This window comes from Thalassotalea sp. PP2-459, assembly GCF_001913705.1.
GTDB lineage: Bacteria > Pseudomonadota > Gammaproteobacteria > Enterobacterales > Alteromonadaceae > Thalassotalea_C > Thalassotalea_C hakodatensis.
Map to the genome: position 1 here is coordinate 65,269 of NZ_MKQD01000037.1, position 20,820 is coordinate 86,088.

Sequence of the window (20,820 nt, forward strand, 5' to 3'; positions counted from 1 at the left end):
TTATCAGCTGAAGAATTTTCTTCTAACAATGGTTATACGAGATGTTTGTAAAGTTAATGACAAAGCTGTTTGGTAGTCGTAATGATCGACTTATCAAACAAATGCGCAAAGAAGTAGAAAAAATAAATGCCTTAGAACCAGCTATCGAAGCGTTGAGCGACGAAGAACTAAAAGCAAAAACTGCTGAGTTTAAAACCCGATTATCAAACAATGAAACGTTAGATGCTATATTGCCAGAAGCGTTTGCTGTTGTGCGTGAAGCAAGTAAACGTGTGTTTGGCATGCGTCATTTCGATGTACAGATGATCGGTGGTATGGTGCTTAATGACGGTAAAGTTGCTGAGATGCGAACCGGTGAAGGTAAAACACTTACAGCAACCTTACCCTCGTATCTAAATGCATTAACTGGTAAGGGCGTTCATGTTGTTACGGTCAATGATTACCTAGCAAAGCGTGATGCTGACTGGTCTCGTCCATTATTTGAATTTTTAGGATTGACGGTTGGTTGCAATATACCTGGTATGTCTCCTCCTGATAAAAAAGCTGCATACGAAGCTGATGTTACCTATGGTACCAATAACGAATTTGGTTTTGATTATCTTCGCGATAACATGGCATTCTCTCCTGAAGAACGGGTACAAAAACCGTTAAACTTTGCTGTTGTTGATGAAGTTGACTCAATTTTAATTGATGAAGCGCGTACACCATTGATTATTTCTGGGGCAGCAGAAGATAGTTCTGAACTATATCGTTCAATCAATGAATTAGTGCCAACACTTGATATACAAAGTGAAGAAGACAAAGATGAAGAAACCGGTCAATCTGCCGATTTTGTTGAAGGTGACTTTACCGTTGATGAAAAAGCTAAACAAATTTATTTAACGGAACGTGGTCAAATTCGTATTGAGCAAATATTGCAAGAAAAAGGCTTAATTGAAGAAGGCGATTCATTATTCTCTGCAAGTAATATTACGTTATTACATCATGTAATGGCTGCACTGCGCGCGCACAAGTTGTTCCAAAAAGATGTTGATTATATTGTTAAAGATGATGAGATCATTATTGTTGACGAACACACGGGTCGTACGATGGAAGGCCGTCGCTGGTCAGAAGGTTTACACCAAGCTGTAGAAGCGAAAGAAGGGGTAAATATTCAAAATGAAAACCAAACATTAGCATCAATTACCTTCCAAAACTTTTTCCGTATTTATACCAAACTTTCAGGTATGACAGGTACTGCGGATACCGAAGCTTTTGAGTTTAATCATATTTATAGTTTAGAAACTGTGGTTATTCCAACCAACCAGCCAATGGTGCGAAAAGACATGGCTGACTTGATTTATTTAACGGCAGAAGAAAAATTTGAAGCAATTTTAGAAGATATTCAAGATTGTGTGAAACGAGGCCAGCCAGTACTTGTTGGTACCATTAGTATCGAAACCTCTGAATTTCTATCTTCATTTTTGAAAAAAGCTAAAATTAAACATAAAGTGTTGAATGCTAAATTTCACCAGGAAGAGGCTGACATAGTAGCTCAAGCAGGTAAAGTTGGCGCAGTAACAATTGCCACTAATATGGCGGGTCGTGGTACAGATATCGTTTTAGGCGGTAATTTAGACTCTGCCATTGCAGCGCTTAAAAATCCAAGTGAAGAAAAAATTGCCAAAGTAAAAGAAGAATGGCAGGAAGAACACGATAAAGTACTTGAGTTAGGCGGCTTACATATTGTCGCAACAGAACGTCATGAATCACGCCGTATTGATAACCAATTACGTGGTCGCTCGGGTCGTCAAGGTGATCCAGGTTCTACACGTTTTTATCTTTCGATGGAAGATTCGTTAATGCGAATTTTCGCCTCTGAACGTATTACTAATATGATGCGTAAATTAGGCATGGAACGTGGCGAAGCAATTGAACACCCTTGGGTGACAAAGAGCATTGAAAATGCTCAACGTAAAGTTGAAGGTCGCAACTTTGACATTCGTAAGCAACTATTAGAATTTGATGATGTAGCGAATGATCAACGTAAAGTTATTTATGAGCAACGCAATGAATTAATGGATGAAGCAGACATTAAAGAAGTGATTGCTAATATTAGAACTGATGTTGTTAATAGCGTTATTGAACAACATATTCCGCCACAATCTCTTGAAGAAATGTGGGATATTCCAGGGTTAGAAGAGCGCTTAAAAGGTGACTTTGCGGTTGAAATGCCAATTGCTCAATGGCTTGAAGAAGACACAAAACTGCACGAAGAAACGTTACGTGAGAAAATTCTTGAGACCATTGAACAAGAGTATCAAACAAAAGAAGAAATGGTTGGCCCTGATGTATTGCGTCAATTTGAAAAAGCCGTGATGTTACAAAGTTTAGATTCACATTGGAAAGAACATTTAGCAGCGATGGATCATTTAAGACAAGGTATTGGCTTACGTGGTTATGCGCAAAAAAATCCTAAGCAAGAATACAAACGTGAGTCGTTTGAACTGTTTTCAGAGATGCTAGATAACCTTAAACATGATGTAATTGGAATTTTAAGCAAAGTAAGAATTCAAGCTGAATCTGATGTTGAAGCCGTTGAAGAGCAACACAGAAAATCAGACGAAGCACCTAAAGCTTTTACTCATGAATCAGCAAGTGAACCGGCAAGTGAAAACGCGATACCACGAGTTGGTCGTAATGAACCTTGTCCCTGTGGTTCAGGTAAAAAGTATAAACAATGTCATGGCAAGTTAAGCTAAGCACACATTATTGATATTTGAATAAAAGGGCTTTTTTAAAGCCCTTTTTAATGGCTAATTTTGAGTAAATAAGATGAGTACAAAGGTAAAACAAGTTCATGTTGCCGTAGGTGTTATTATCAATGGCGATCAAATATTTCTAACTAAACGCCTCAACAACGCGCATCAAGGCGGTAAATGGGAATTTCCGGGTGGTAAAGTTGAACAAGGTGAAAGTGTTGCTGGAGCACTGTATAGAGAACTACAAGAAGAAATAGCGATTGATGTACTATCATGCATCCCGTTAATTAAGGTATCACATGACTACGGTGATAAAAGTGTATTGCTTGACGTGTATATTATTGATAATTACCAAGGTGAACCTTGTGCTCAAGAAGGCCAAGGTGAAGGTTGGTATCAAGTAGAAGCACTAAAAACCCTTGAGTTCCCTAAGGCAAATGAAGCGATTATTGATGCTGTGGTTGCTTGGTTTCAAAGCAACAATCAGTGAATAGCCATGCCTAAATGCCAAGTTTCAAACCTATGAAATAGCTTGGCATTAATAACGCTAAACTACTGCAATAAGTGAACAGGGTAACCGCTGGTTATGCTCAATTATCATTCGGGTTCGATGAAAAATTTGCTGTGTTGTAATACTTCTTCTTCGAGTTGGTCGATCATTTCTTCAGTCAGAGGAACATCTTGCTGAATGGGTTGAGTGATTTTATGATTTTCGTCGGCCCAATCGCCAAGATCAATTAAGCGACAGCGCTCGCTGCAAAAAGGTCTAAATTTACTTGATGCTTGCCAAATTACGTCTTTTTGACAGGTTGGGCAATTCACGTTTATGGTCATTTATTCCTCCCATAAAAAATGCGTATTATAACAGTAGATTTTGTAATTGATATAACAGATGGTTTAGCAGCGGGCTAACTCAAAGGGTATCGCTAAATCACAGTACTTACGACCAGTTTGTTCACATGGACACATAAATCGAATGGAATACCGAATACGGTTACCACTAACTGTTGGATAGTACTCCGCGCCTTCAGGTACTTTCATCCTTAACAGCAATAACCCGTCACCACTTTCTTGAAAAAAACCATTATTGGTATTTATTTGTTCATAAGATCCACGTTGGCGGATAAACTTGAGAATTAAAGCAAGCGCTTGATACATGTTCTCAAGCAATGAGAGCCACACTGACTGTTGCTCACGCGTTTGTTGCTCTGGTTGAACTAACCAAAATCGAAGTTGTGGTAAATCAAAGCTAGAGCTGCCTCCTTGCATAGCAAAACGCTGTTTGAGTGTAGCAAGAAATTTATCATCTTTAAGCTGCAACCACTGCGGTGAAGGAGACTTTAATTGACTTAACAATGCAACGGTTTCTCTTAAGGTATCTTGTAATGCACTGTTATCAATGTCTGGAGATTTAGACCAAACGACAAGGTTTTGTTCTAACTTTTCTAAATCTTTTATTAAGTCACCACGTATGTCGTTTCTTTCTAGAGTATCGAGAATAGCAAATAATGCGTTGAAAAATACTTGGTGACTTAATGATATGTCTAGCGTTAAACACTCCTCCACTTGAGCAAATAATTGCTCGAGCTTTAAATAGTTTCTGATCCGTTCGTTCAAAGGGTGTTCGTATAAAATGCTAGTCATAATCACTTTTTACTGGGAATCTAACCGCTTATCTTAACCATACATAAATTAAATGGCTAATTTTTTAGGGAAATAGTTTTAATTCTTTGCTAATTCTAAGTATTTTAGGTGAATTTCTTGAACTTTTTCATTCAGTTGTGAAAACGTCAGGCTAGTGTTACTGATTATGTCATCAGCAAGCAAACACTTTTCTGTTCGAGGCATTTGACTATTAATTATTGCGCGAATTTGTGTTTCGTTACTGTTGTCTCGTTTTACACTACGGGAAATTTGCGCGTCTTGTTCTATATCAATCAATAACGTGCGATCAGTATATTTATCCAAACCATTTTCAAATAATAGCGGTGCAGAAAGTACCACGTATTCACTTTGTGCGGCCGCCAGTTTGTCGAGTAATTGCTGCCTAATGAGTGGGTGCAATAAGCTGTTTAGCCATTGTTTTTCATCTTCATGTTGGAAGATTAACGATCTTAACGCACTTCGGTTTAGAGACTTATCTTTGTTGAGAATTGAGTGGCCAAAATGTGCCTCGATTTTATTTAACGCATCACTGCCTTTAGCCACTATTTCACGAGCAACAATATCGGCATCAATAATATCAATGCCATATTGGGCTAGCTGATCAGATACAGTGGTTTTTCCGCTTCCGATGCCGCCTGTTAAGCCGATAACTAATGCCGCCATTATAGTAATAGGTCAAGGTACCATTGCCAGATAGCTTGCCCCCATAATAAACATACCCAGCCGGCGACAGCAATGTATGGACCAAAAGGTATTGCTTGCTCACGCCCGTGGCCTTTAAAAAGCATTAATGCAATGCCAACGATAGCGCCAACGGCAGAAGACATCAAAATTAATAAGGGGAGTAATTGCCACCCCATCCATGCGCCAAATACTGCAATGAGCTTAAAGTCACCGTGTCCCATGCCTTCTTTACCCGTTATTAATTTAAACAACCAAAAAACGCTGTATAAGCTTAAGTAACCGGCAACTGCGCCAATAACCGCTTCATCTAAGGGAACAATCAAGCCGTTGATATTAATCAACAGTCCTAACCATAATAAAGGATAAGTGATTTGATCGGGCAGTAACATATGGTCAAAATCGATCATGGTTAGACATATTAGCCCCCATGTTAATAGTAATACGGCTAGTGTGCTCGCGGTAACACCAAAATGAACAGCCACAACGATGCTTAATAACGAGGTGGTTATTTCAATACTTGGATATCTTGCCGAAATTTTTTGTTTACATTGGCTGCATTTACCGCGTAATACAAGCCAACTGATCACTGGGATGTTTTCGTAAAAGCGTATTTTGTGCTGACAATGTGGGCAAGTGGATGCAGGGCTTGATAAAGTTATTGGTTGTTGTTCTTTTACAGGCTTAGTGCTGAGCTCGTCAGCTAAAAATTCTCTACACTCTTGGTACCAAGTTTGTTCTAACATTTTGGGTAAGCGGTAAATCACCACATTTAAAAAGCTACCAATTAATAAGCCTAAAATACCAACGGTAATGTAAAAGCTAACTGGGGAGGTGGAAAACAATAATTGAAAATTTTCTAACACAATGACACTGCCTTAATAAAATCTAGAGACAGTGTAAGCGAATGCTTTTGAAAAGAAAACTAACGAGTGACTACACCACTTGACCGATTTGGAAAATAGGTAAGTACATCGCGATAATTAAACCACCAATAACGACACCTAATACCGCCATGATCATTGGCTCGAGTAAACTGGTTAATGAATCTACCGCATCGTCTACTTGCTGTTCGTACACCGTAGCTACTTTAGCTAGCATATCATCAACAGCACCTGACTCTTCGCCAATCGCTACCATTTGAATCACCATGTCAGGAAAAATATTACAATTACGCATGGCTAAGTTCATCTGCATACCAGAAGAAACTTCTGCGCGGATATCTAAAATAGCGTCACGAAATACTGCATTGCCTGAGGCACCTGCGGCAGACTCTAACGCATCAGGTAAAGGTACACCGGCGGCAAATGTGGTTGATAATGTGCGTGCATAGCGAGCCACAGCTGCTTTTTGTAGTAAGTCACCAATGACTGGAATTTTTAAAATATTTTTATCAACGGTATCTCTAAATTTTAGGCTATTTCTATGGGCTCTTTTGAACAGAAAACCTGCTCCAAATAATATGCCTAAACCAATATACCAATAAGCCTGCATAAACTCTGATATACCTATCACCATAAGGGTAAAGGCAGGAAGTTCTGCACCAAAACTATCAAAAATTTCTTTAAAAACTGGCACAACAAAAATTAATAAGATAGATGTAACAACGGCGGCAACCACTAATACCGCAATAGGGTAGGTCATGGCTTTTTTAATTTTTGCTTTTAATGCTTCTGCTTTTTCTTTATAAGTCGCGATGCGGTCGTAAATGGTCTCTAGTGAGCCTGATTGTTCACCTGAATTAACAAGGTCGCAATACAAGTCATCGAAATAACGCGGGTGCTCTCTTAAACATTCTGAAAGCGGAATGCCCGACTGTAGCTTATTACCGACATCACCGAGTAATTTTTGCATTTTACCGTTGTTATGGCCTTTGCCTATCATCTCGATGGTTTGCACTAACGGTACGCCAGCGCCAAGCATTGTGGCAATTTGTCGAGTAACAACAGCAATATCGGCAGGTGTAATGGCCTTATCACCGCCTAAGCCAAATAGTGGTTTAGGTTTCTTTTTAACGCGGCCAGGAGTAATACCTTGTTTGCGAAGTTGTGCTTTAAGCTCCATCATATTAACAGCGGAAAGTTCGCCATTAACTTTTTTGCCTTTACGGTTTACGCCATGCCATATAAAGACATCTAACGCTTTAGGCGCGGCTACTTTTGCTTTTGTTGCTGACACTGCCATACACTATTCCTGCTATCGCTGAGTGTTGTTGCTATGAATTCGTTACACGGTTTACTTCTTCTAAACTGGTTACGCCTTGCATGGCTTTTTTCAACCCAGATTGCCGTAAATTGTTAAAGCCTTCTTTTTGACATTGTGCGGCAATATCTAAAGAATTACCACCTTCCATTATGATGCTGGATATACGCTCGTTAATGCGAATTACTTCATAAATACCCACACGGCCTTTATAGCCACCTGTGCACTGATCACAGCCGACAGGCTTAAACAAGGTAATATCATTTAGCTGTTCAGGGAGAAAGCCTTGATTTAGCAGCTCAGGCTCAGGGATATGTTCCTCTTCTTTACATTGTGTGCATAATCTTCTTGCTAAACGTTGTGCAATGATAATTGTGACAGAGCTCGCCACGTTATAAGAAGGAACGCCCATGTTTAATAGCCGAGTTAAGGTTTCTGCGGCAGAGTTTGTGTGTAACGTTGAAAGTACCAAATGGCCCGTTTGCGCCGCTTTTATGGCAATTTCTGCGGTTTCTAGATCTCGTATTTCACCCACCATGACTATGTCTGGATCTTGGCGTAAAAATGAACGTAACGCACTAGGAAACGTTAACCCTGCTTTGGTATTTATTTGAACTTGGTTAATACCTTCTAAGTTAATTTCCACCGGATCTTCTGCAGTAGAAATATTACGCTCTGCGGTGTTGAGAATATTAAGGCCAGTATATAGTGAAACTGTTTTACCTGAACCCGTAGGCCCTGTGACTAATATCATGCCTTGTGGTTGAGCTAAGGCGTCCATGTATATTTGTTTTTGTTCAGGTTCATAGCCGAGCATATCTATGCCGAGCATGGCACTAGATGAATCTAGAATACGCATTACTATTTTTTCGCCCCACATCGTAGGTAGGGTAGAAACACGAAAATCGATTGATTTTCTTTTTGATAATGCCAGCTTTATGCGACCATCTTGCGGTACACGTCGTTCTGCAATATCTAATTTAGACATTACTTTTAAACGAGCCGCCATGCGAGAAGACAATGCAATTGGCGGCTTGGCAACTTCAGTTAAAATACCATCAACCCGAAAACGAATACGATAAGATTTTTCATAGGGTTCGAAATGTAAATCAGATGCCCCTTTTTTGATGGCATCCAATAGTATTTTATTAATATACACTACAATAGGCGCATCTTCTTTATCGCCTGTTGCGGTATCTTCATCATCGTTGCGTTCTTCTTGAACATCGATACCCGATAATTCTTCGGTATCAATATCACTGATATCAAGCGCACCGCTTTCTTCTTCTAATACCTTTTCAATACAGTTGTGTAGTGCTTTTTCATCAACCAGTACTAATTCAGTGGTAAAGCCGGTATTAAACTGAATTTCTTCTAAGGCATCTAAATTTGTTGGATCTGAAATGGCAACATAAAGCACTTTTCCGCGTAAAAATAAGGGGAGGGCATTGTGTTTTCGAATGAGCTTTTCGTTACGAATACCTTCGGGAACAAGGCTGGTATCAAAATGTGCTAGATCAATTAATGGGTAACCAAAGCTTCTTGATAATATAGTGGCAATGTTTTGTGCGTTATAATGTTTATCTTCAACAAGAAAGCGTACAAAAGGTTTTGATTGTTGAATAAAATCTGCACTGATTTTCTCGACCATTTCAGTCGGCACTAAATCATGCTTAGACAAAGCAGACAAAACGCTTGATTGTTGATGCAGTCCTTTCATAACACCTTGGTTACATTAAATTTATATTATTATTCAACAGTGTAACGCATTTTTGTTCACAAACACAAAACAGGAAAAAATTTTTATGAGAAAATAGGATCTTTTAATAACTTTATTATCTTTTTAAGTAGCTAAGTGTTTGTTAGTTCAATATATTAACAAAGCCCTGAAGCAATACAACCACCTGTACCGTTTGTCCATAGTACTCTTCCGCCGGTTACATTGCCGATTAAAATGTAGGTATCGCCAGAAGTAATACCACCAATATTATCTGGTGTGACGGTAATGGTTATTTGAGTAGCATTGCCAGAAAAGGTGACTGTATCAACTAACGTTGTTGCTGACCATTCAGGTTTTTCAGGTAAAGTACTGCAATCTGCTACCATATCGGTTTGCACGCAAATATCGATTAATTTTCGTGCTGGATCGGCAGCGGCAACAACTGTTGCAAAGCGTGCACGGTCAGAATAAGTTTGAAAGGCAGGGATAGCAATAGCGGCTAAAATACCTATGATTGCTACTACAATCATTAATTCAATTAAGGTAAAACCGCTATTTAGTTTTTTCATTATGCAAGAAGCTCCCGTAGGAGCTTATTAACTGATTAACATAAACCAGCCGCTTGGCACGTACCGCCAGGAGTCCACTGAATTGGCGCAGCTACACCGCCTGGCAACATGGTATATGTTACACCGTTTACGTCAGTGGCTGTAATCAATCCATCAACAACAGTAACACTTGCTACCTCACCACTCGCACCAGCAGCAGCAGGAATACCGTTTGTGCCGTGATCTGCATCTGCTAACGCATTGATTCTGCCAGTTTGTGCAGCAACTTCGAATGCACTTTTGTATGGTGTTACTGCTAGTACTACTTCTGAAAACGCTGCGCGATCAGAGTAGGTTTGATAAGCTGGCAGCGCAACGGCAGCCAAAATACCAATGATTGCCACAACAATCATCAATTCAATTAAAGTAAAACCTTTTTGGCCTTTTTTGGCAGTTAAAATGTTTTGTAGTGTCTTTTTCATAATAAGTAAATCCATACTAGTTATTACGGGGGCTAAATTCATACTGCGCCAAAAAATGAGAAATGTAAAATATTGTGTGCGATTTTTTGTTAATTTTTTTTAAGATTGGCTTTTTTGTACTAAATCAGGCTGATTTTTAACAAGTTGTTAACGAATTAAATCAGTAATAAGTTCATATTTTGAAGATTAATAATGGTTGGTTTTTGTTGTGAGGTCACTGTGTTATTAACGATAATGTTTAAACTGGTAAACTAACGCACTGTTCATACTTTGCTAAAAGTATGAACAGTGGCATTTGAGTATTGATATGTTTTAGTGTGGTAGACAATTAGACAAAGCGCATTGAAAGGTCAATAGCATTAACATGCTTAGTGATGGCACCTACTGAAATAAAATCAACGCCAGATTTTGCATAAGTGGTTAAGGTATCAAAGGTCATGTTACCTGATACTTCTAATTTCGTTTTCCCTGCAGATATTTTTTGTGTCAAGGTTACCGCTTGCTCTATCATCTCTGGCGTAAAATTATCTAACATAATTATGTCGGCTTGTGCAGTTAATGCTTCGGTAAGCTCTTCTATACCTTCAACTTCTACTTCAACGGTTTTTGATGGGTGGTTTTGGCGTGCAGTGCTTATTGCTTTAGTGATGCCTCCACAGGCAGCTATGTGGTTTTCTTTAATTAAGAATGCATCAAATAAGCCGATACGATGGTTTACACCGCCACCACAAGTCACCGCATATTTTTGCGCTAATCTCAGCCCAGGAATGGTTTTTCGTGTATCAAGTAATTTAGTTTTTGTGCCAGATAGCCGCTCAACGTACTTTGCAGTAACCGTTGAAGTAGCAGATAAAGACTGTAGAAAATTCAACGCTGTACGCTCACCTGTCAATAAGATTCTTGCGTTACCTTTGAGTTCAAATAAAGTGGTGTTTGCTTTTACTGTTTGGCCGTCGTTAACAAACCAAGTAATTTCAGTGTTTTGTGCTGCACTGTCAGCTAATACACTATCAAGTTGTTCGAAAACTTGATTTACCCATTCTACGCCACAAATAACACAGTCTTCACGTGTGATCACTGTGGCAACAGATTGTTCATTAGCAGGGATAAGTTCAGCGGTAATATCAGCAGATGAAGTAATATCATTAAGTGTATTTACACCAAGATCTTCACACAAGGAGCGAGTGACCGCTTGATTAATATCAGTTGTTAATTGCGCAGAAAACATGAAAAAAGTCTCTTATCTTTCTTTTAAAGTAAGTTGGTTGCCATATTGATTGAATTCTACCTGTTTCAGTGCGCTCATGCCTAATAGAATTTCATCTGATTTCATTCCTGGATTGATGCTAGCGCTTACATCGTATAGAAAAAGGTTACCGATGCTGAGTTCATTGAGTGTTGTTGCAAATACTCGTACGTTGCCATTCGCAGTTTGGGCAATGTGGCTACCTGTACTGGTTAAATTGAGATTGTCTGCAATATGCGCCGGAATAGAGACATTGGTAGCGCCAGTGTCTAATAAAAAAGTCACGGGCTTTCCGTTAATAGTGCCTTTAACGACATAATGCCCAGCTCTATTTTGTGCTAAAATGACTTCGGCTTTACCAGTATTAGACAGCCGAAATTCCGGTGAACTATTAGGGTTCCATTGTTTATCGAGTATATCTTGAAAGAAAAAAACAAGTAAGCCAATAGCGATTATCCAAGCTACCCAAACAAAATATTTTGCAAAGCCAATTTCAGGTGGTGTTTTCTGGTTCAAAACTTTAAATCACTCCCGTGTCGCAGTATGATGCGTTTAAATGTGCATCTATATTGTAAGATGATTATGACTGATTCACTATCGCAAAGTGAACATAAGATTGTAAAGGGTTGGTATTCGGCGGCGGAAAAATGTGAGTCACCGCATTTTGATTTGCGTGAACACTGCCTGCCAAAAGATATCAGTTTGTTAGTGATTCATAACATTTCATTACCCGCTGGGGAATTTGGTGGCCCATATATAACCGATTTATTTTTAGGTCAGCTGGATAAGCATGCTCACGCTAGCTTTAACGAAATATACCAATTACGGGTATCAGCGCATTGCTTGATTAGGCGTGATGGACACATAATACAGTATGTTTCTTTTGATCATCGTGCTTGGCATGCTGGGGTTTCTGAGTACCAAGGAAAATCAAAATGTAATGACTTTTCTATTGGTATAGAGTTAGAAGGTACCGACAACACTCCTTATACAGACGAACAATATTTTCGTTTAGCGGAATTAACAAAAGTGCTGAAATCTAACTACCAGCGAATCAATGCAAATATTACTGGGCATTGTGATATAGCACCTGAACGAAAAACAGATCCAGGCCCAGCGTTTGATTGGCAACGTTATAAATCGTTACTTAACCTGTCTACTCGCGTAATTTAGGTGCTATTCTAGTCACAATTCGTTAACATTGTTCAATAGTAGTAAAGTATAAACTTTATTGAACACTTACAGTTTCTAGTGTTCAGCAACAACAATTAAAAATGGAAGCAAACATGAGCTTGATCAGTTTATTAATTGCCTTAGCTGCAGAGAAATTTCTTTCTTCATCAGCATGGCAATTTAGTGTTTATTACCAACGTTATTTAACCCTGTTTAAAAAAATTAAAGCACTAGCAGCCCCACAGCGTTCAATGATGGCTAATGGTATTTTTATTTTGGTCCCTACAGTGCTTTGTTATGCGGTATTAAGCATTATTAGTGACGGTATATTGCATTTAATTGTTTCTACTTTGGTGCTAATTGTTTGTTTTGGTTGTGTTAAAACACGAGACACCTATAAACAATATTTGATGGCGGCATTCCGAGGCGAACAAACAACGTGCAGCTTGTATCATCAACAACTGACTCAAGATAAGAATTTACCCGAACTTGGCTTTGGTCAATCCTTAGTGTGGTTAAATTATCGATATTTTATTGCCATTATGATCTTCTTTGTATTGTTTGGCGCACCAGGTGCTTTATTTTACCGTTTGCTCACTAAACTGAATGAATCGCCAAAGTGCCAGCATGAGCGAAAAGAAAGTTTAATGAGGGCGGAATTACAAAATACTACCCCCACTGATGCTCAAGAGACGATAACGCAAGAAAGTACGCCACCAACGAATGAAGAGCAATCATGTGATGACGATCAACCCCAAGTTAAAAGTTTTAATGAAACGTTACTTTTCATTGTTGATTGGTTGCCAGTCAGAATAGTGGCTTTTGGCTATATGCTGGTTGGCCATTTTTCAAAAGCTTTACCTATATGGTTAGAAAACTTTTTTGATGTTGAAAAATTACCACATAAAGTTTTGATCAGTGTTGCGCAAAAGTCAGAAGACTTAATGATAGATAAAGACGACTGCACTGCTGAGCCTTGTTTATTGGTAAGGTTAGCTAAACGAACACTTTTATTATGTTTAGCGGTTGTCGCTATTTTAATACTGACAGGCGTAATTAGCTAACTTGTTGAATTTATAGTTAATTAACTTTGTCTACTCATTCCTTTGCTTTCTTGCTAAGCCTTTAATTGTTTTATTTAAAGGCTTCTTTACATTAATTTTTTCCACCTTTTAGAGACTCAACTCTTTATTATTATCATGTGATTTTAGTGAATAGTTACTGTTGTTTTTTTCGGCAACTAAGCTATGTTCTATTTACATTGTTGTTGTTGTTTGTTATTTTTACATCAGTTTCTATATTGGTATTACCAATTTACCACGTGTTTTTTTGATCTAGAATAGTACAAATTTGCGTGATAATATTTTGTATAAGATGGATATTTATGGTGCTTCCTAACATCAAACAGCCACTAAAGCAGGCAAAACTTTCTGATGTGATTCAATCACAATTGGAAACTATGATTTTAGAAGGAAGTTTAAAAGCGGGCCAAAAACTACCGCCTGAACGTGAGCTGGCGAAACAGTTTGATGTGTCACGCCCCTCATTAAGAGAAGCGATACAAAAACTAGAAGCGAAAGGCTTAATTAATCGTCGCCAAGGTGGTGGCACGTTTGTTAGTGAACAAATTTTAAAGGGTTTTTCTGATCCGCTGTTTGACTTAATGGCAAGCAGTAATGAAGCACAATTTGATTTATTAGAATTTCGTCATGGTATTGAAGGTATGTCAGCTTATTACGCGGCAATGCGCGGTACCGCTGCTGATTATGAGCTGATTAAAGCGAAACATGAAGCCATTGGTAATGCGCAAATTGAGCAGGATTACCATGAAGAAGCTGCGGCAGTATACGAGTTTTATTTAGCAATATGTGCTGCGTCGCACAATGGTGTTATTTTACATTTAGCCCGAAGTATGTCGCTTTTAGTGATTGATAATATTGAAAAAAACCTAACAATTTTGGCGCAGCGTCCGGATATATTTGCCAAGATTGCTGAATATAGAACACGCTTACTCGACGCAATATTGAGCGGACAACCGCAAAAGGCGTGGGGCGCAAGCCATCGACATTTAGCGTTTATTGAAGAAGTTTTACTGAATTTGACTGAAGAACAAAGCCGTATGGAACGTTCAATTCGTCGAATGCAGCGAATTTAAACCGTGAAGGTATAAGATTAAGAAGTTAGCAGGTTCATGCTTATTTGTTTATTACTCGTTGAATTTACCACGAGCAATAATAAGAATAATCGTTAATCTAAAAATTTTACATTTATAAATAACATATCGGAGACTAAGTAATACTATGTCTGAGCTCCCAGAAAACATGGATATTGATTCATTAGAAACACAAGAGTGGATTGAATCAATGGAAGCAGTTTTGGAAAATGAAGGTCCAGAACGCGCTCATTTCTTATTAGAGAAGCTAATTGATCAAGCGCGCCGTAGTGGCACACACTTACCGTTTGATGCAACTACAGCGTATGTAAACACTATTCCTCCAGGGCAAGAACCTCACATGCCTGCGGACCAAACCATTGAGCAACGTATACGTGCTGCAATTCGCTGGAATGCGATGGCTTTAGTATTACGTGCTTCGAAAAAAGATTTAGAACTTGGTGGTCATATTGGTTCTTTTGCTTCTTCAGCAACACTTTATGATGTAGGTTTTAATCACTTCTTTAAAGCGGCAACACCTGAAAATGGTGGTGACTTTATTTTCGCTCAAGGTCATATTTCTCCGGGTATTTATGCGCGTGCCTTTTTAGAAGGGCGCTTAACTGAAGAACAAATGGCGAACTTCCGTCAAGAAGTTGATGGCAAGGGCCTTTCTTCATATCCTCATCCTCACTTAATGGATGACTTTTGGCAGTTTCCAACGGTATCTATGGGCTTAGGTCCATTACAAGCAATCTATACCGCTCGTTTTCTTAAATACTTAACTGATCGTGGTATCAAAGATTGTTCTGAGCAACGCGTCTATTGCTTTTTGGGTGACGGTGAGTGTGATGAGCCAGAATCATTAGGTGCCATTGGCTTAGCTTCTCGTGAAGGCTTAGATAACTTAACGTTTGTAATTAACTGTAATTTACAACGTTTAGATGGCCCTGTTCGTGGTAACGGAAAAATTATTCAAGAACTAGAAGGTACCTTCCGAGGTGCTGGTTGGGAAGTGATTAAAGTGATTTGGGGTTCTTATTGGGATCCATTAATTGCGCGTGATACTTCTGGTAAATTAGTTCAGCTAATGAATGAAACCGTTGATGGTGAATATCAAAACTGTAAAGCGAAAGGCGGTAAATATACTCGCGAGAAGTTCTTTGATAAATATCCTGAAACATCAGCGATGGTGGCAAATATGTCAGATGAAGATATCTGGCGTTTAAACCGTGGTGGTCATGATCCTGTTAAAGTATATGCCGCTTATGAAAAAGCGATTAATACTAAAGGCCGTCCAACGGTTATTCTTGCAAAAACGGTAAAAGGTTTTGGTTTAGGGCAGTCAGGTGAAGCGCAAAACGTTGCACACAATGTTAAGAAAATGGACATTGAGTCAATCAAGCAATACCGTGACCGCTTCAATATGCCCATTGGCGATGACCAAATTGAAGAGTTACCCTTCTTTAAATTTGATGAAGACAGCCCTGAAATGCAGTACATGCGTGCTCGCAGAGAAGCATTAGGCGGTTCATTACCGGCACGTCGAGTGCAAGCTGATGAACAATTAGAAATTCCATCGTTAAAAGCATTCGATGCTATTACAAAAGGTTCTGGTGATCGCGAAGTATCATCAACAATGACATTCGTACGAGTGTTGAATGCCTTATTAAAAGATAAAAAAATTGGTAAACGTGTTGTGCCAATTATTCCTGATGAAGCGCGTACTTTTGGTATGGAAGGTTTATTCCGCCAAGTAGGTATTTATGCTAACGAAGGTCAAAAATATATTCCACAAGATGCGGATCAAGTTGCTTATTATCGTGAAGATAAAAAAGGCCAAGTTTTACAAGAAGGTATTAATGAGCTAGGTGCAATGGCTTCATGGGTTGCTTCTGGTACTTCTTATTCAACTTGTAACGCAACGACCATCCCATTTTATATCTATTATTCAATGTTTGGTTTCCAACGTGTTGGTGATTTAGCATGGGCTGCAGGTGATTCTCAAGCGCGTGGTTTCTTATTAGGTGCTACAGCAGGTAGAACAACGCTTAACGGTGAAGGCTTACAGCATCAAGATGGTCATTCACATGTTCAAGCAGGTTTAATTCCTAACTGTGTAACTTATGATCCAACCTATGGTTATGAAGTTGCCGTGGTGGTACAAGATGGTTTACGTCGTATGTACGAAGAAAATGAAAATGTTTTCTATTACTTAACGTTAATGAATGAAAACTATCAACACCCAGCTTTGCCAGAAGATAAAGACATTGCTGAGAAGATCATAAAAGGTATTTACCAGCTAGAACGCGTAGAAGCAAAATCTGCTAAAGCCAATGTGCAATTAATGGGGTCAGGTACAATTTTACTGCAAGTACGTGAAGCGGCACAAATATTGGCCAATGATTACAGTATTTCTTCTGATGTATATTCTGTCACTTCATTTAATGAATTAGCGCGTGAAGGCCAAGCGACAACACGTGACAATATGCTTAACCCAGAAGCTGAGGCAAAAGTGCCTTATATTACACAAGTGATCACGAAAGAGGCCGGTCCGGCTATTGCCGCTACTGATTATGTGAAAGCGTATTCAGACCAAGTACGGGCATTTATCGATACCGAATATCGCTGTTTAGGTACGGATGGTTTTGGTCGTTCTGATAGCCGCGCTAATTTACGTCGTCATTTCGAAGTGAATGCAGCGTACATTGTCGTTGCATCATTATATGAATTAGCCAACAGAGGTGATATTGAACGTAAAGTTGTGACAGAAGCAATTAAGCGTTTTGATATTGATACTGAAAAACTTAACCCGCTTTACGCATAATTAAGACTAGAGGAGAAGATTATGTCTGATGTTCAAAAAATTCTAGTCCCAGATGTAGGCGGCGAAGAAGTTGAAATCATTGAGATCTGTGTTGCTGAAGGTGACTCAATAGAAGCTGATGAAGGTATTGTTACTGTTGAAACCGATAAAGCGTCAATGGATATACCTGCACCGATGGCAGGCGAGTTAACATCACTTAGTGTCAGTGTTGGTGACAAAATTAAAGAAGGTGATGTAATAGGTGAACTAAAAGTTGCGGGCGACAGTGACGCAACTGATGATGATGCCGCGCAAGAAGAAGATAGCGCTGAATCGGAAGAAAAAGCTGAAGATGATGCTAGTTCTGAATCTGAACCTGAAAAAGAAGCTAAGTCAGAGTCTAAACCGTCATCTGGTGGTAGCGAAGTTGTTGATGTTGTAGTACCTGATATCGGTGAAGATGGCGAAGTTGATGTTATCGATGTGCTTGTTTCCGTTGGCGATGAAGTTCAAGAAGAAGACGGCTTGATCACACTAGAAACAGATAAAGCGACGATGGATGTGCCTTCGTCACATGCTGGTATTGTTAAAGAAGTTAGTATTAGTGTTGGTGATAAAGTAGGTAAAGGCGCACTTGTTGTGAAGCTTGAAACCAACAGTGGTGCGCCTGCAGCAATAGAGGAACCAAAAGCATCTGAACCTGCAGATGAAAAACCAGCTGAAGCAAAATCCGAAGGTAAGAAAAAAGCAGCACCTGTACCTCATCACCCTTCAGCGGGTGAGTTTAAATCTACTGGTAAAGTATATGCATCGCCGTCAATTCGTCGTTTAGCGCGTGAGTTTGGTGTTGACTTAACCTTAGTTAAAGGTACTGGCCGAAAAGATCGTATTTTAAAAGAAGATGTTCAATCTTATGTGAAATATGAATTGTCGCGCCCTAAAGCCACTGGTTCAAATGCTGTCGCTAGTGGTTCCGGTGGCTTGCAAGTTGTTGCAAGTAAGCCGGTTGATTTTTCTAAGTTTGGTGAAATTGAAACGAAAGAACTGTCACGCATTCAAAAAATATCAGGGCCGTTTTTACACAAGAACTGGGTAACGATTCCACATGTTACTCAATTTGACGAAGCTGATATCACGAATGTTGAAGCGTTCCGTAAGGAACAAAATGTTGTTTGTGAAAAGCAAAAATTAGGCTTTAAAATTACCCCACTTGTTTTCATTATGAAAGCTGCAGCAGATGCGCTAAGAGCGTTCCCAACCTTTAACGCGAGTTTAAGTGAAGACGGCGAAAGCTTGATTTTGAAAAAGTACATTCACATTGGTGTTGCCGTTGATACGCCTAATGGTTTGGTTGTACCGGTAGTGCGTGATGTTGATAAAAAAGGTATTTACGAACTGTCAAAAGAGTTGCTGGAAATTAGTGGCAAAGCACGCGAAGGTAAACTGAAGGCTGCTGATATGCAAGGTGGTTGTTTTACCATTTCAAGTTTAGGTGGTATTGGTGGTACGGCATTTACGCCGATCGTTAATGCACCAGAGGTTGCTATTTTGGGCGTATCTAAATCTGAAATGAAACCAAAGTGGAATGGTAAAGACTTTGAGCCTAAGCTAATGTTACCGCTTTCGATGTCTTATGATCACCGTGTAATTGACGGCGCTTTAGCGGCTCGGTTTACGGTTCACTTAGCATCGGTAATGAGTGATATTCGCAAACTTATTTTATAAAGATAAAGTGAAAAAAGAAAGTAATCAGCAATAATGTTGATTACTTTCTGCTACTTTGGTCTTAGAAAGTTAGATAAAAGATGGCGATTTACCTCGAGTTTGAGTAAACTTCGAGCCAGAAAAATCAAATGAATAAATACTTGTGGCTTTAATTTTTATAAGTGGCAAGTGACTAAACAACAAGTTAATTGAGGTTAGCATGAGTAACGAAATTAAAACTCAAGTAGTAGTTTTAGGTGCAGGTCCTGGCGGTTACTCAGCGGCATTCCGTGCTGCTGATTTAGGCCTAGATGTCGTATTGGTTGAAAGCCGCGAAACATTAGGTGGTGTATGTTTGAATGTAGGGTGTATTCCTTCAAAAGCATTACTTCATGTTGCAAAAGTAATCGATGACGCAGCAGCAATGGCTTCGCACGGTGTTACCTTTGGTAAACCAGAAATTGATTTAGATAAAATTCGTAGTTGGAAAGAAGACGTAATTGGTCAATTAACTGGTGGTTTAGGCGGAATGTCTAAAGCACGTAAAGTTAAAACCGTAACAGGCTTTGGTAAATTTACGTCAGACAAAGCAATTGAAGTTGAAGGTGCCGATGGTAAAACCACCATTAATTTTGATAACGCGATTATTGCCTGTGGTTCTTCAGTAATTGATTTACCGTTTATTCCAAATGATGACCCACGTGTTATTGATTCAACAGGTGCACTAGAGCTTGAAGATGTTCCGGAAGAATTACTTGTACTTGGTGGCGGTATTATCGGCTTAGAGATGGGTACAGTATATAAAGCACTGGGCTCTAATGTATCTGTCGTTGAATTTGCCGATCAATTAGTACCAGCAGCAGATAAAGACATTGTTCAGGTTTACACTAAGTACAATAAAAAGAAATTCAACATCATGCTTTCAACAAAAGTTGTTGCTGTAGACGCGAAAGATGATGGTTTGTACGTAACGTTTGAAGGTAAGAATGCGCCTGAAAAACAAGTACGTTATGATAAAATTTTAGTGGCAGTTGGTCGTAAGCCAAACGGTCATTTAGTTGCTGCTGATAAAGCAGGTGTAAATGTTGATGAGCGTGGCTTTATCAATGTATCAAATGAGTTACGTACTAATGTAAATAACATTTTTGCTATAGGTGATGTAGTTGGTCAACCAATGCTTGCACATAAAGCAGTTCATGAAGCACATGTAGCTGCTGAAGTTATTGCAGGTAAAAAGCACGTATTTGATCCGCGTTGTATTCCTTCAATCGCTTACACTGATCCTGAAATGGCGTGGGTTGGTGTTACAGAGCGTGAAGCGAAAGAGCAAGGTTTAAACATTGAAACAGCTAACTTTCCGTGGGCTGCTTCTGGTCGCGCTATTGCTTCAGCACGTACTGAAGGTAAAACCAAAATGATCTTTGAAAAAGAAACAGGTCGTGTACTTGGTGGTGCTATTGTCGGTATTAATGCGGGTGAAATGCTAGGTGAAATTTGTTTAGCGGTTGAAATGGGCGCTGATGCAGAAGATGTGGGTTTAACCATTCATGCTCACCCAACGTTAAATGAATCAATTGGCCTTGCAGCTGAAATTTTCGAAGGTTCAATTACTGACTTACCTAACCCGAAAGCGGTTAAGAAAAAGAAATAACAAATAAAAGTATATAGATTAGCGCTTTGTATTAATAGGCGTATTATCT

Annotated in this window: 18 protein-coding genes; 8 read left to right on the forward strand and 10 right to left on the reverse strand. The window is 39.1% G+C overall.

The window, feature by feature from the left end; genetic code table 11:
* The first annotated feature begins 41 nt into the window (after nucleotides 1-41).
* Together secA and mutT are read left to right on the forward strand one after the other, a co-directional pair.
* Nucleotides 42-2,741 carry a preprotein translocase subunit SecA gene (secA, locus tag BI291_RS08335; RefSeq protein WP_074498268.1) on the forward strand — a complete coding sequence of 900 codons (2,700 nt, stop codon included), beginning with the start codon at nucleotides 42-44 and terminating at the stop codon, nucleotides 2,739-2,741.
* 73 nt (nucleotides 2,742-2,814) lie between these two features.
* A complete protein-coding gene (gene mutT / locus BI291_RS08340; protein ID WP_074498271.1) occupies nucleotides 2,815-3,231 on the forward strand; it encodes an 8-oxo-dGTP diphosphatase MutT in 417 nt (138 codons plus the stop codon).
* 107 nt (nucleotides 3,232-3,338) lie between these two features.
* Here the strand turns inward: mutT and yacG are convergent, their stop codons facing one another.
* From yacG to BI291_RS08390, 10 genes are all read right to left on the reverse strand, one after another.
* Entirely contained in the window at nucleotides 3,339-3,575 is a 237-nt protein-coding gene (yacG, locus tag BI291_RS08345; RefSeq protein ID WP_074498274.1) for a DNA gyrase inhibitor YacG, read from the reverse strand.
* A 63-nt stretch (nucleotides 3,576-3,638) separates the two neighbouring features.
* Nucleotides 3,639-4,385 carry a cell division protein ZapD gene (zapD, locus tag BI291_RS08350; protein WP_074498277.1) on the reverse strand — a complete coding sequence of 249 codons (747 nt, stop codon included), beginning with the start codon at nucleotides 4,383-4,385 and terminating at the stop codon, nucleotides 3,639-3,641.
* Nucleotides 4,386-4,463: 78 nt separating this feature from the next.
* Nucleotides 4,464-5,069, reverse strand: a complete 606-nt coding sequence (coaE, locus tag BI291_RS08355; RefSeq protein ID WP_074498279.1) for a dephospho-CoA kinase — start codon at nucleotides 5,067-5,069, stop codon at nucleotides 4,464-4,466.
* Nucleotides 5,069-5,953: an A24 family peptidase gene (locus BI291_RS08360; RefSeq protein WP_217693815.1), complete on the reverse strand. Its 885-nt coding sequence runs from the start codon at nucleotides 5,951-5,953 to the stop codon at nucleotides 5,069-5,071. The genes coaE and BI291_RS08360 overlap by 1 nt, the downstream gene beginning before the upstream one ends.
* Nucleotides 5,954-6,023: 70 nt before the next feature.
* Nucleotides 6,024-7,271, reverse strand: a complete 1,248-nt coding sequence (locus BI291_RS08365) for a type II secretion system F family protein (protein ID WP_074498281.1) — start codon at nucleotides 7,269-7,271, stop codon at nucleotides 6,024-6,026.
* Nucleotides 7,272-7,302: 31 nt separating this feature from the next.
* Nucleotides 7,303-9,009: a type IV-A pilus assembly ATPase PilB gene (pilB, locus tag BI291_RS08370; protein WP_074498284.1), complete on the reverse strand. Its 1,707-nt coding sequence runs from the start codon at nucleotides 9,007-9,009 to the stop codon at nucleotides 7,303-7,305.
* Nucleotides 9,010-9,164: 155 nt separating this feature from the next.
* Nucleotides 9,165-9,578, reverse strand: a complete 414-nt coding sequence (locus BI291_RS08375) for a prepilin-type N-terminal cleavage/methylation domain-containing protein (RefSeq protein ID WP_074498287.1) — start codon at nucleotides 9,576-9,578, stop codon at nucleotides 9,165-9,167.
* Nucleotides 9,579-9,613: 35 nt separating this feature from the next.
* Nucleotides 9,614-10,039, reverse strand: a complete 426-nt coding sequence (locus BI291_RS08380) for a prepilin-type N-terminal cleavage/methylation domain-containing protein (RefSeq protein ID WP_074498342.1) — start codon at nucleotides 10,037-10,039, stop codon at nucleotides 9,614-9,616.
* A gap of 328 nt (nucleotides 10,040-10,367) precedes the next feature.
* The gene (gene nadC, locus BI291_RS08385; RefSeq protein WP_074498290.1) at nucleotides 10,368-11,267 is read right to left on the reverse strand and encodes a carboxylating nicotinate-nucleotide diphosphorylase; all 900 of its coding nucleotides are present in this window, start codon (nucleotides 11,265-11,267) and stop codon (nucleotides 10,368-10,370) included.
* Nucleotides 11,268-11,279: 12 nt separating this feature from the next.
* Nucleotides 11,280-11,801, reverse strand: coding sequence for a TIGR02281 family clan AA aspartic protease (locus tag BI291_RS08390; protein WP_074498293.1), 522 nt, complete (start codon nucleotides 11,799-11,801; stop codon nucleotides 11,280-11,282).
* 66 nt (nucleotides 11,802-11,867) lie between these two features.
* On the opposite strand from BI291_RS08390, the gene ampD reads away from it, so the two are divergent.
* From ampD to lpdA, 6 genes are all read left to right on the forward strand, one after another.
* The gene (gene ampD / locus BI291_RS08395; RefSeq protein WP_074498296.1) at nucleotides 11,868-12,458 is read left to right on the forward strand and encodes a 1,6-anhydro-N-acetylmuramyl-L-alanine amidase AmpD; all 591 of its coding nucleotides are present in this window, start codon (nucleotides 11,868-11,870) and stop codon (nucleotides 12,456-12,458) included.
* Nucleotides 12,459-12,571: 113 nt separating this feature from the next.
* Nucleotides 12,572-13,522, forward strand: coding sequence for a beta-lactamase regulator AmpE (gene ampE / locus BI291_RS08400; RefSeq protein ID WP_074498298.1), 951 nt, complete (start codon nucleotides 12,572-12,574; stop codon nucleotides 13,520-13,522).
* A gap of 335 nt (nucleotides 13,523-13,857) precedes the next feature.
* Nucleotides 13,858-14,613: a pyruvate dehydrogenase complex transcriptional repressor PdhR gene (gene pdhR, locus BI291_RS08405; RefSeq protein WP_217693817.1), complete on the forward strand. Its 756-nt coding sequence runs from the start codon at nucleotides 13,858-13,860 to the stop codon at nucleotides 14,611-14,613.
* Between the two features lie 145 nt (nucleotides 14,614-14,758).
* Complete coding sequence (aceE, locus tag BI291_RS08410) at nucleotides 14,759-17,437, forward strand: pyruvate dehydrogenase (acetyl-transferring), homodimeric type (RefSeq protein ID WP_074498304.1); 2,679 nt, start codon at nucleotides 14,759-14,761, stop codon at nucleotides 17,435-17,437.
* A gap of 21 nt (nucleotides 17,438-17,458) precedes the next feature.
* Nucleotides 17,459-19,141, forward strand: a complete 1,683-nt coding sequence (gene aceF, locus BI291_RS08415) for a dihydrolipoyllysine-residue acetyltransferase (protein WP_074498305.1) — start codon at nucleotides 17,459-17,461, stop codon at nucleotides 19,139-19,141.
* Between the two features lie 199 nt (nucleotides 19,142-19,340).
* On the forward strand, nucleotides 19,341-20,771 hold the full coding sequence (lpdA, locus tag BI291_RS08420; protein ID WP_074498306.1) for a dihydrolipoyl dehydrogenase: 1,431 nt from the start codon (nucleotides 19,341-19,343) through the stop codon (nucleotides 20,769-20,771).
* Nucleotides 20,772-20,820 lie beyond the last annotated feature (49 nt).

Bases quoted from the DNA above. Each gene is read 5' to 3' on its own strand.
- ampD (WP_074498296.1), top strand. From the start codon at position 11,868: ATGACTGATTCACTATCGCAAAGTGAACATAAGATTGTAAAGGGTTGG.
- BI291_RS08380 (WP_074498342.1), bottom strand. From the start codon at position 10,039: ATGAAAAAGACACTACAAAACATTTTAACTGCCAAAAAAGGCCAAAAA.
- aceE (WP_074498304.1), top strand. From the start codon at position 14,759: ATGTCTGAGCTCCCAGAAAACATGGATATTGATTCATTAGAAACACAA.
- secA (WP_074498268.1), top strand. From the start codon at position 42: ATGTTTGTAAAGTTAATGACAAAGCTGTTTGGTAGTCGTAATGATCGA.
- pilB (WP_074498284.1), bottom strand. From the start codon at position 9,009: ATGAAAGGACTGCATCAACAATCAAGCGTTTTGTCTGCTTTGTCTAAG.
- BI291_RS08365 (WP_074498281.1), bottom strand. From the start codon at position 7,271: ATGGCAGTGTCAGCAACAAAAGCAAAAGTAGCCGCGCCTAAAGCGTTA.
- lpdA (WP_074498306.1), top strand. From the start codon at position 19,341: ATGAGTAACGAAATTAAAACTCAAGTAGTAGTTTTAGGTGCAGGTCCT.
- mutT (WP_074498271.1), top strand. From the start codon at position 2,815: ATGAGTACAAAGGTAAAACAAGTTCATGTTGCCGTAGGTGTTATTATC.
- nadC (WP_074498290.1), bottom strand. From the start codon at position 11,267: ATGTTTTCTGCGCAATTAACAACTGATATTAATCAAGCGGTCACTCGC.
- yacG (WP_074498274.1), bottom strand. From the start codon at position 3,575: ATGACCATAAACGTGAATTGCCCAACCTGTCAAAAAGACGTAATTTGG.
- coaE (WP_074498279.1), bottom strand. From the start codon at position 5,069: ATGGCGGCATTAGTTATCGGCTTAACAGGCGGCATCGGAAGCGGAAAA.
- aceF (WP_074498305.1), top strand. From the start codon at position 17,459: ATGTCTGATGTTCAAAAAATTCTAGTCCCAGATGTAGGCGGCGAAGAA.
- ampE (WP_074498298.1), top strand. From the start codon at position 12,572: ATGAGCTTGATCAGTTTATTAATTGCCTTAGCTGCAGAGAAATTTCTT.
- zapD (WP_074498277.1), bottom strand. From the start codon at position 4,385: ATGACTAGCATTTTATACGAACACCCTTTGAACGAACGGATCAGAAAC.
- BI291_RS08375 (WP_074498287.1), bottom strand. From the start codon at position 9,578: ATGAAAAAACTAAATAGCGGTTTTACCTTAATTGAATTAATGATTGTA.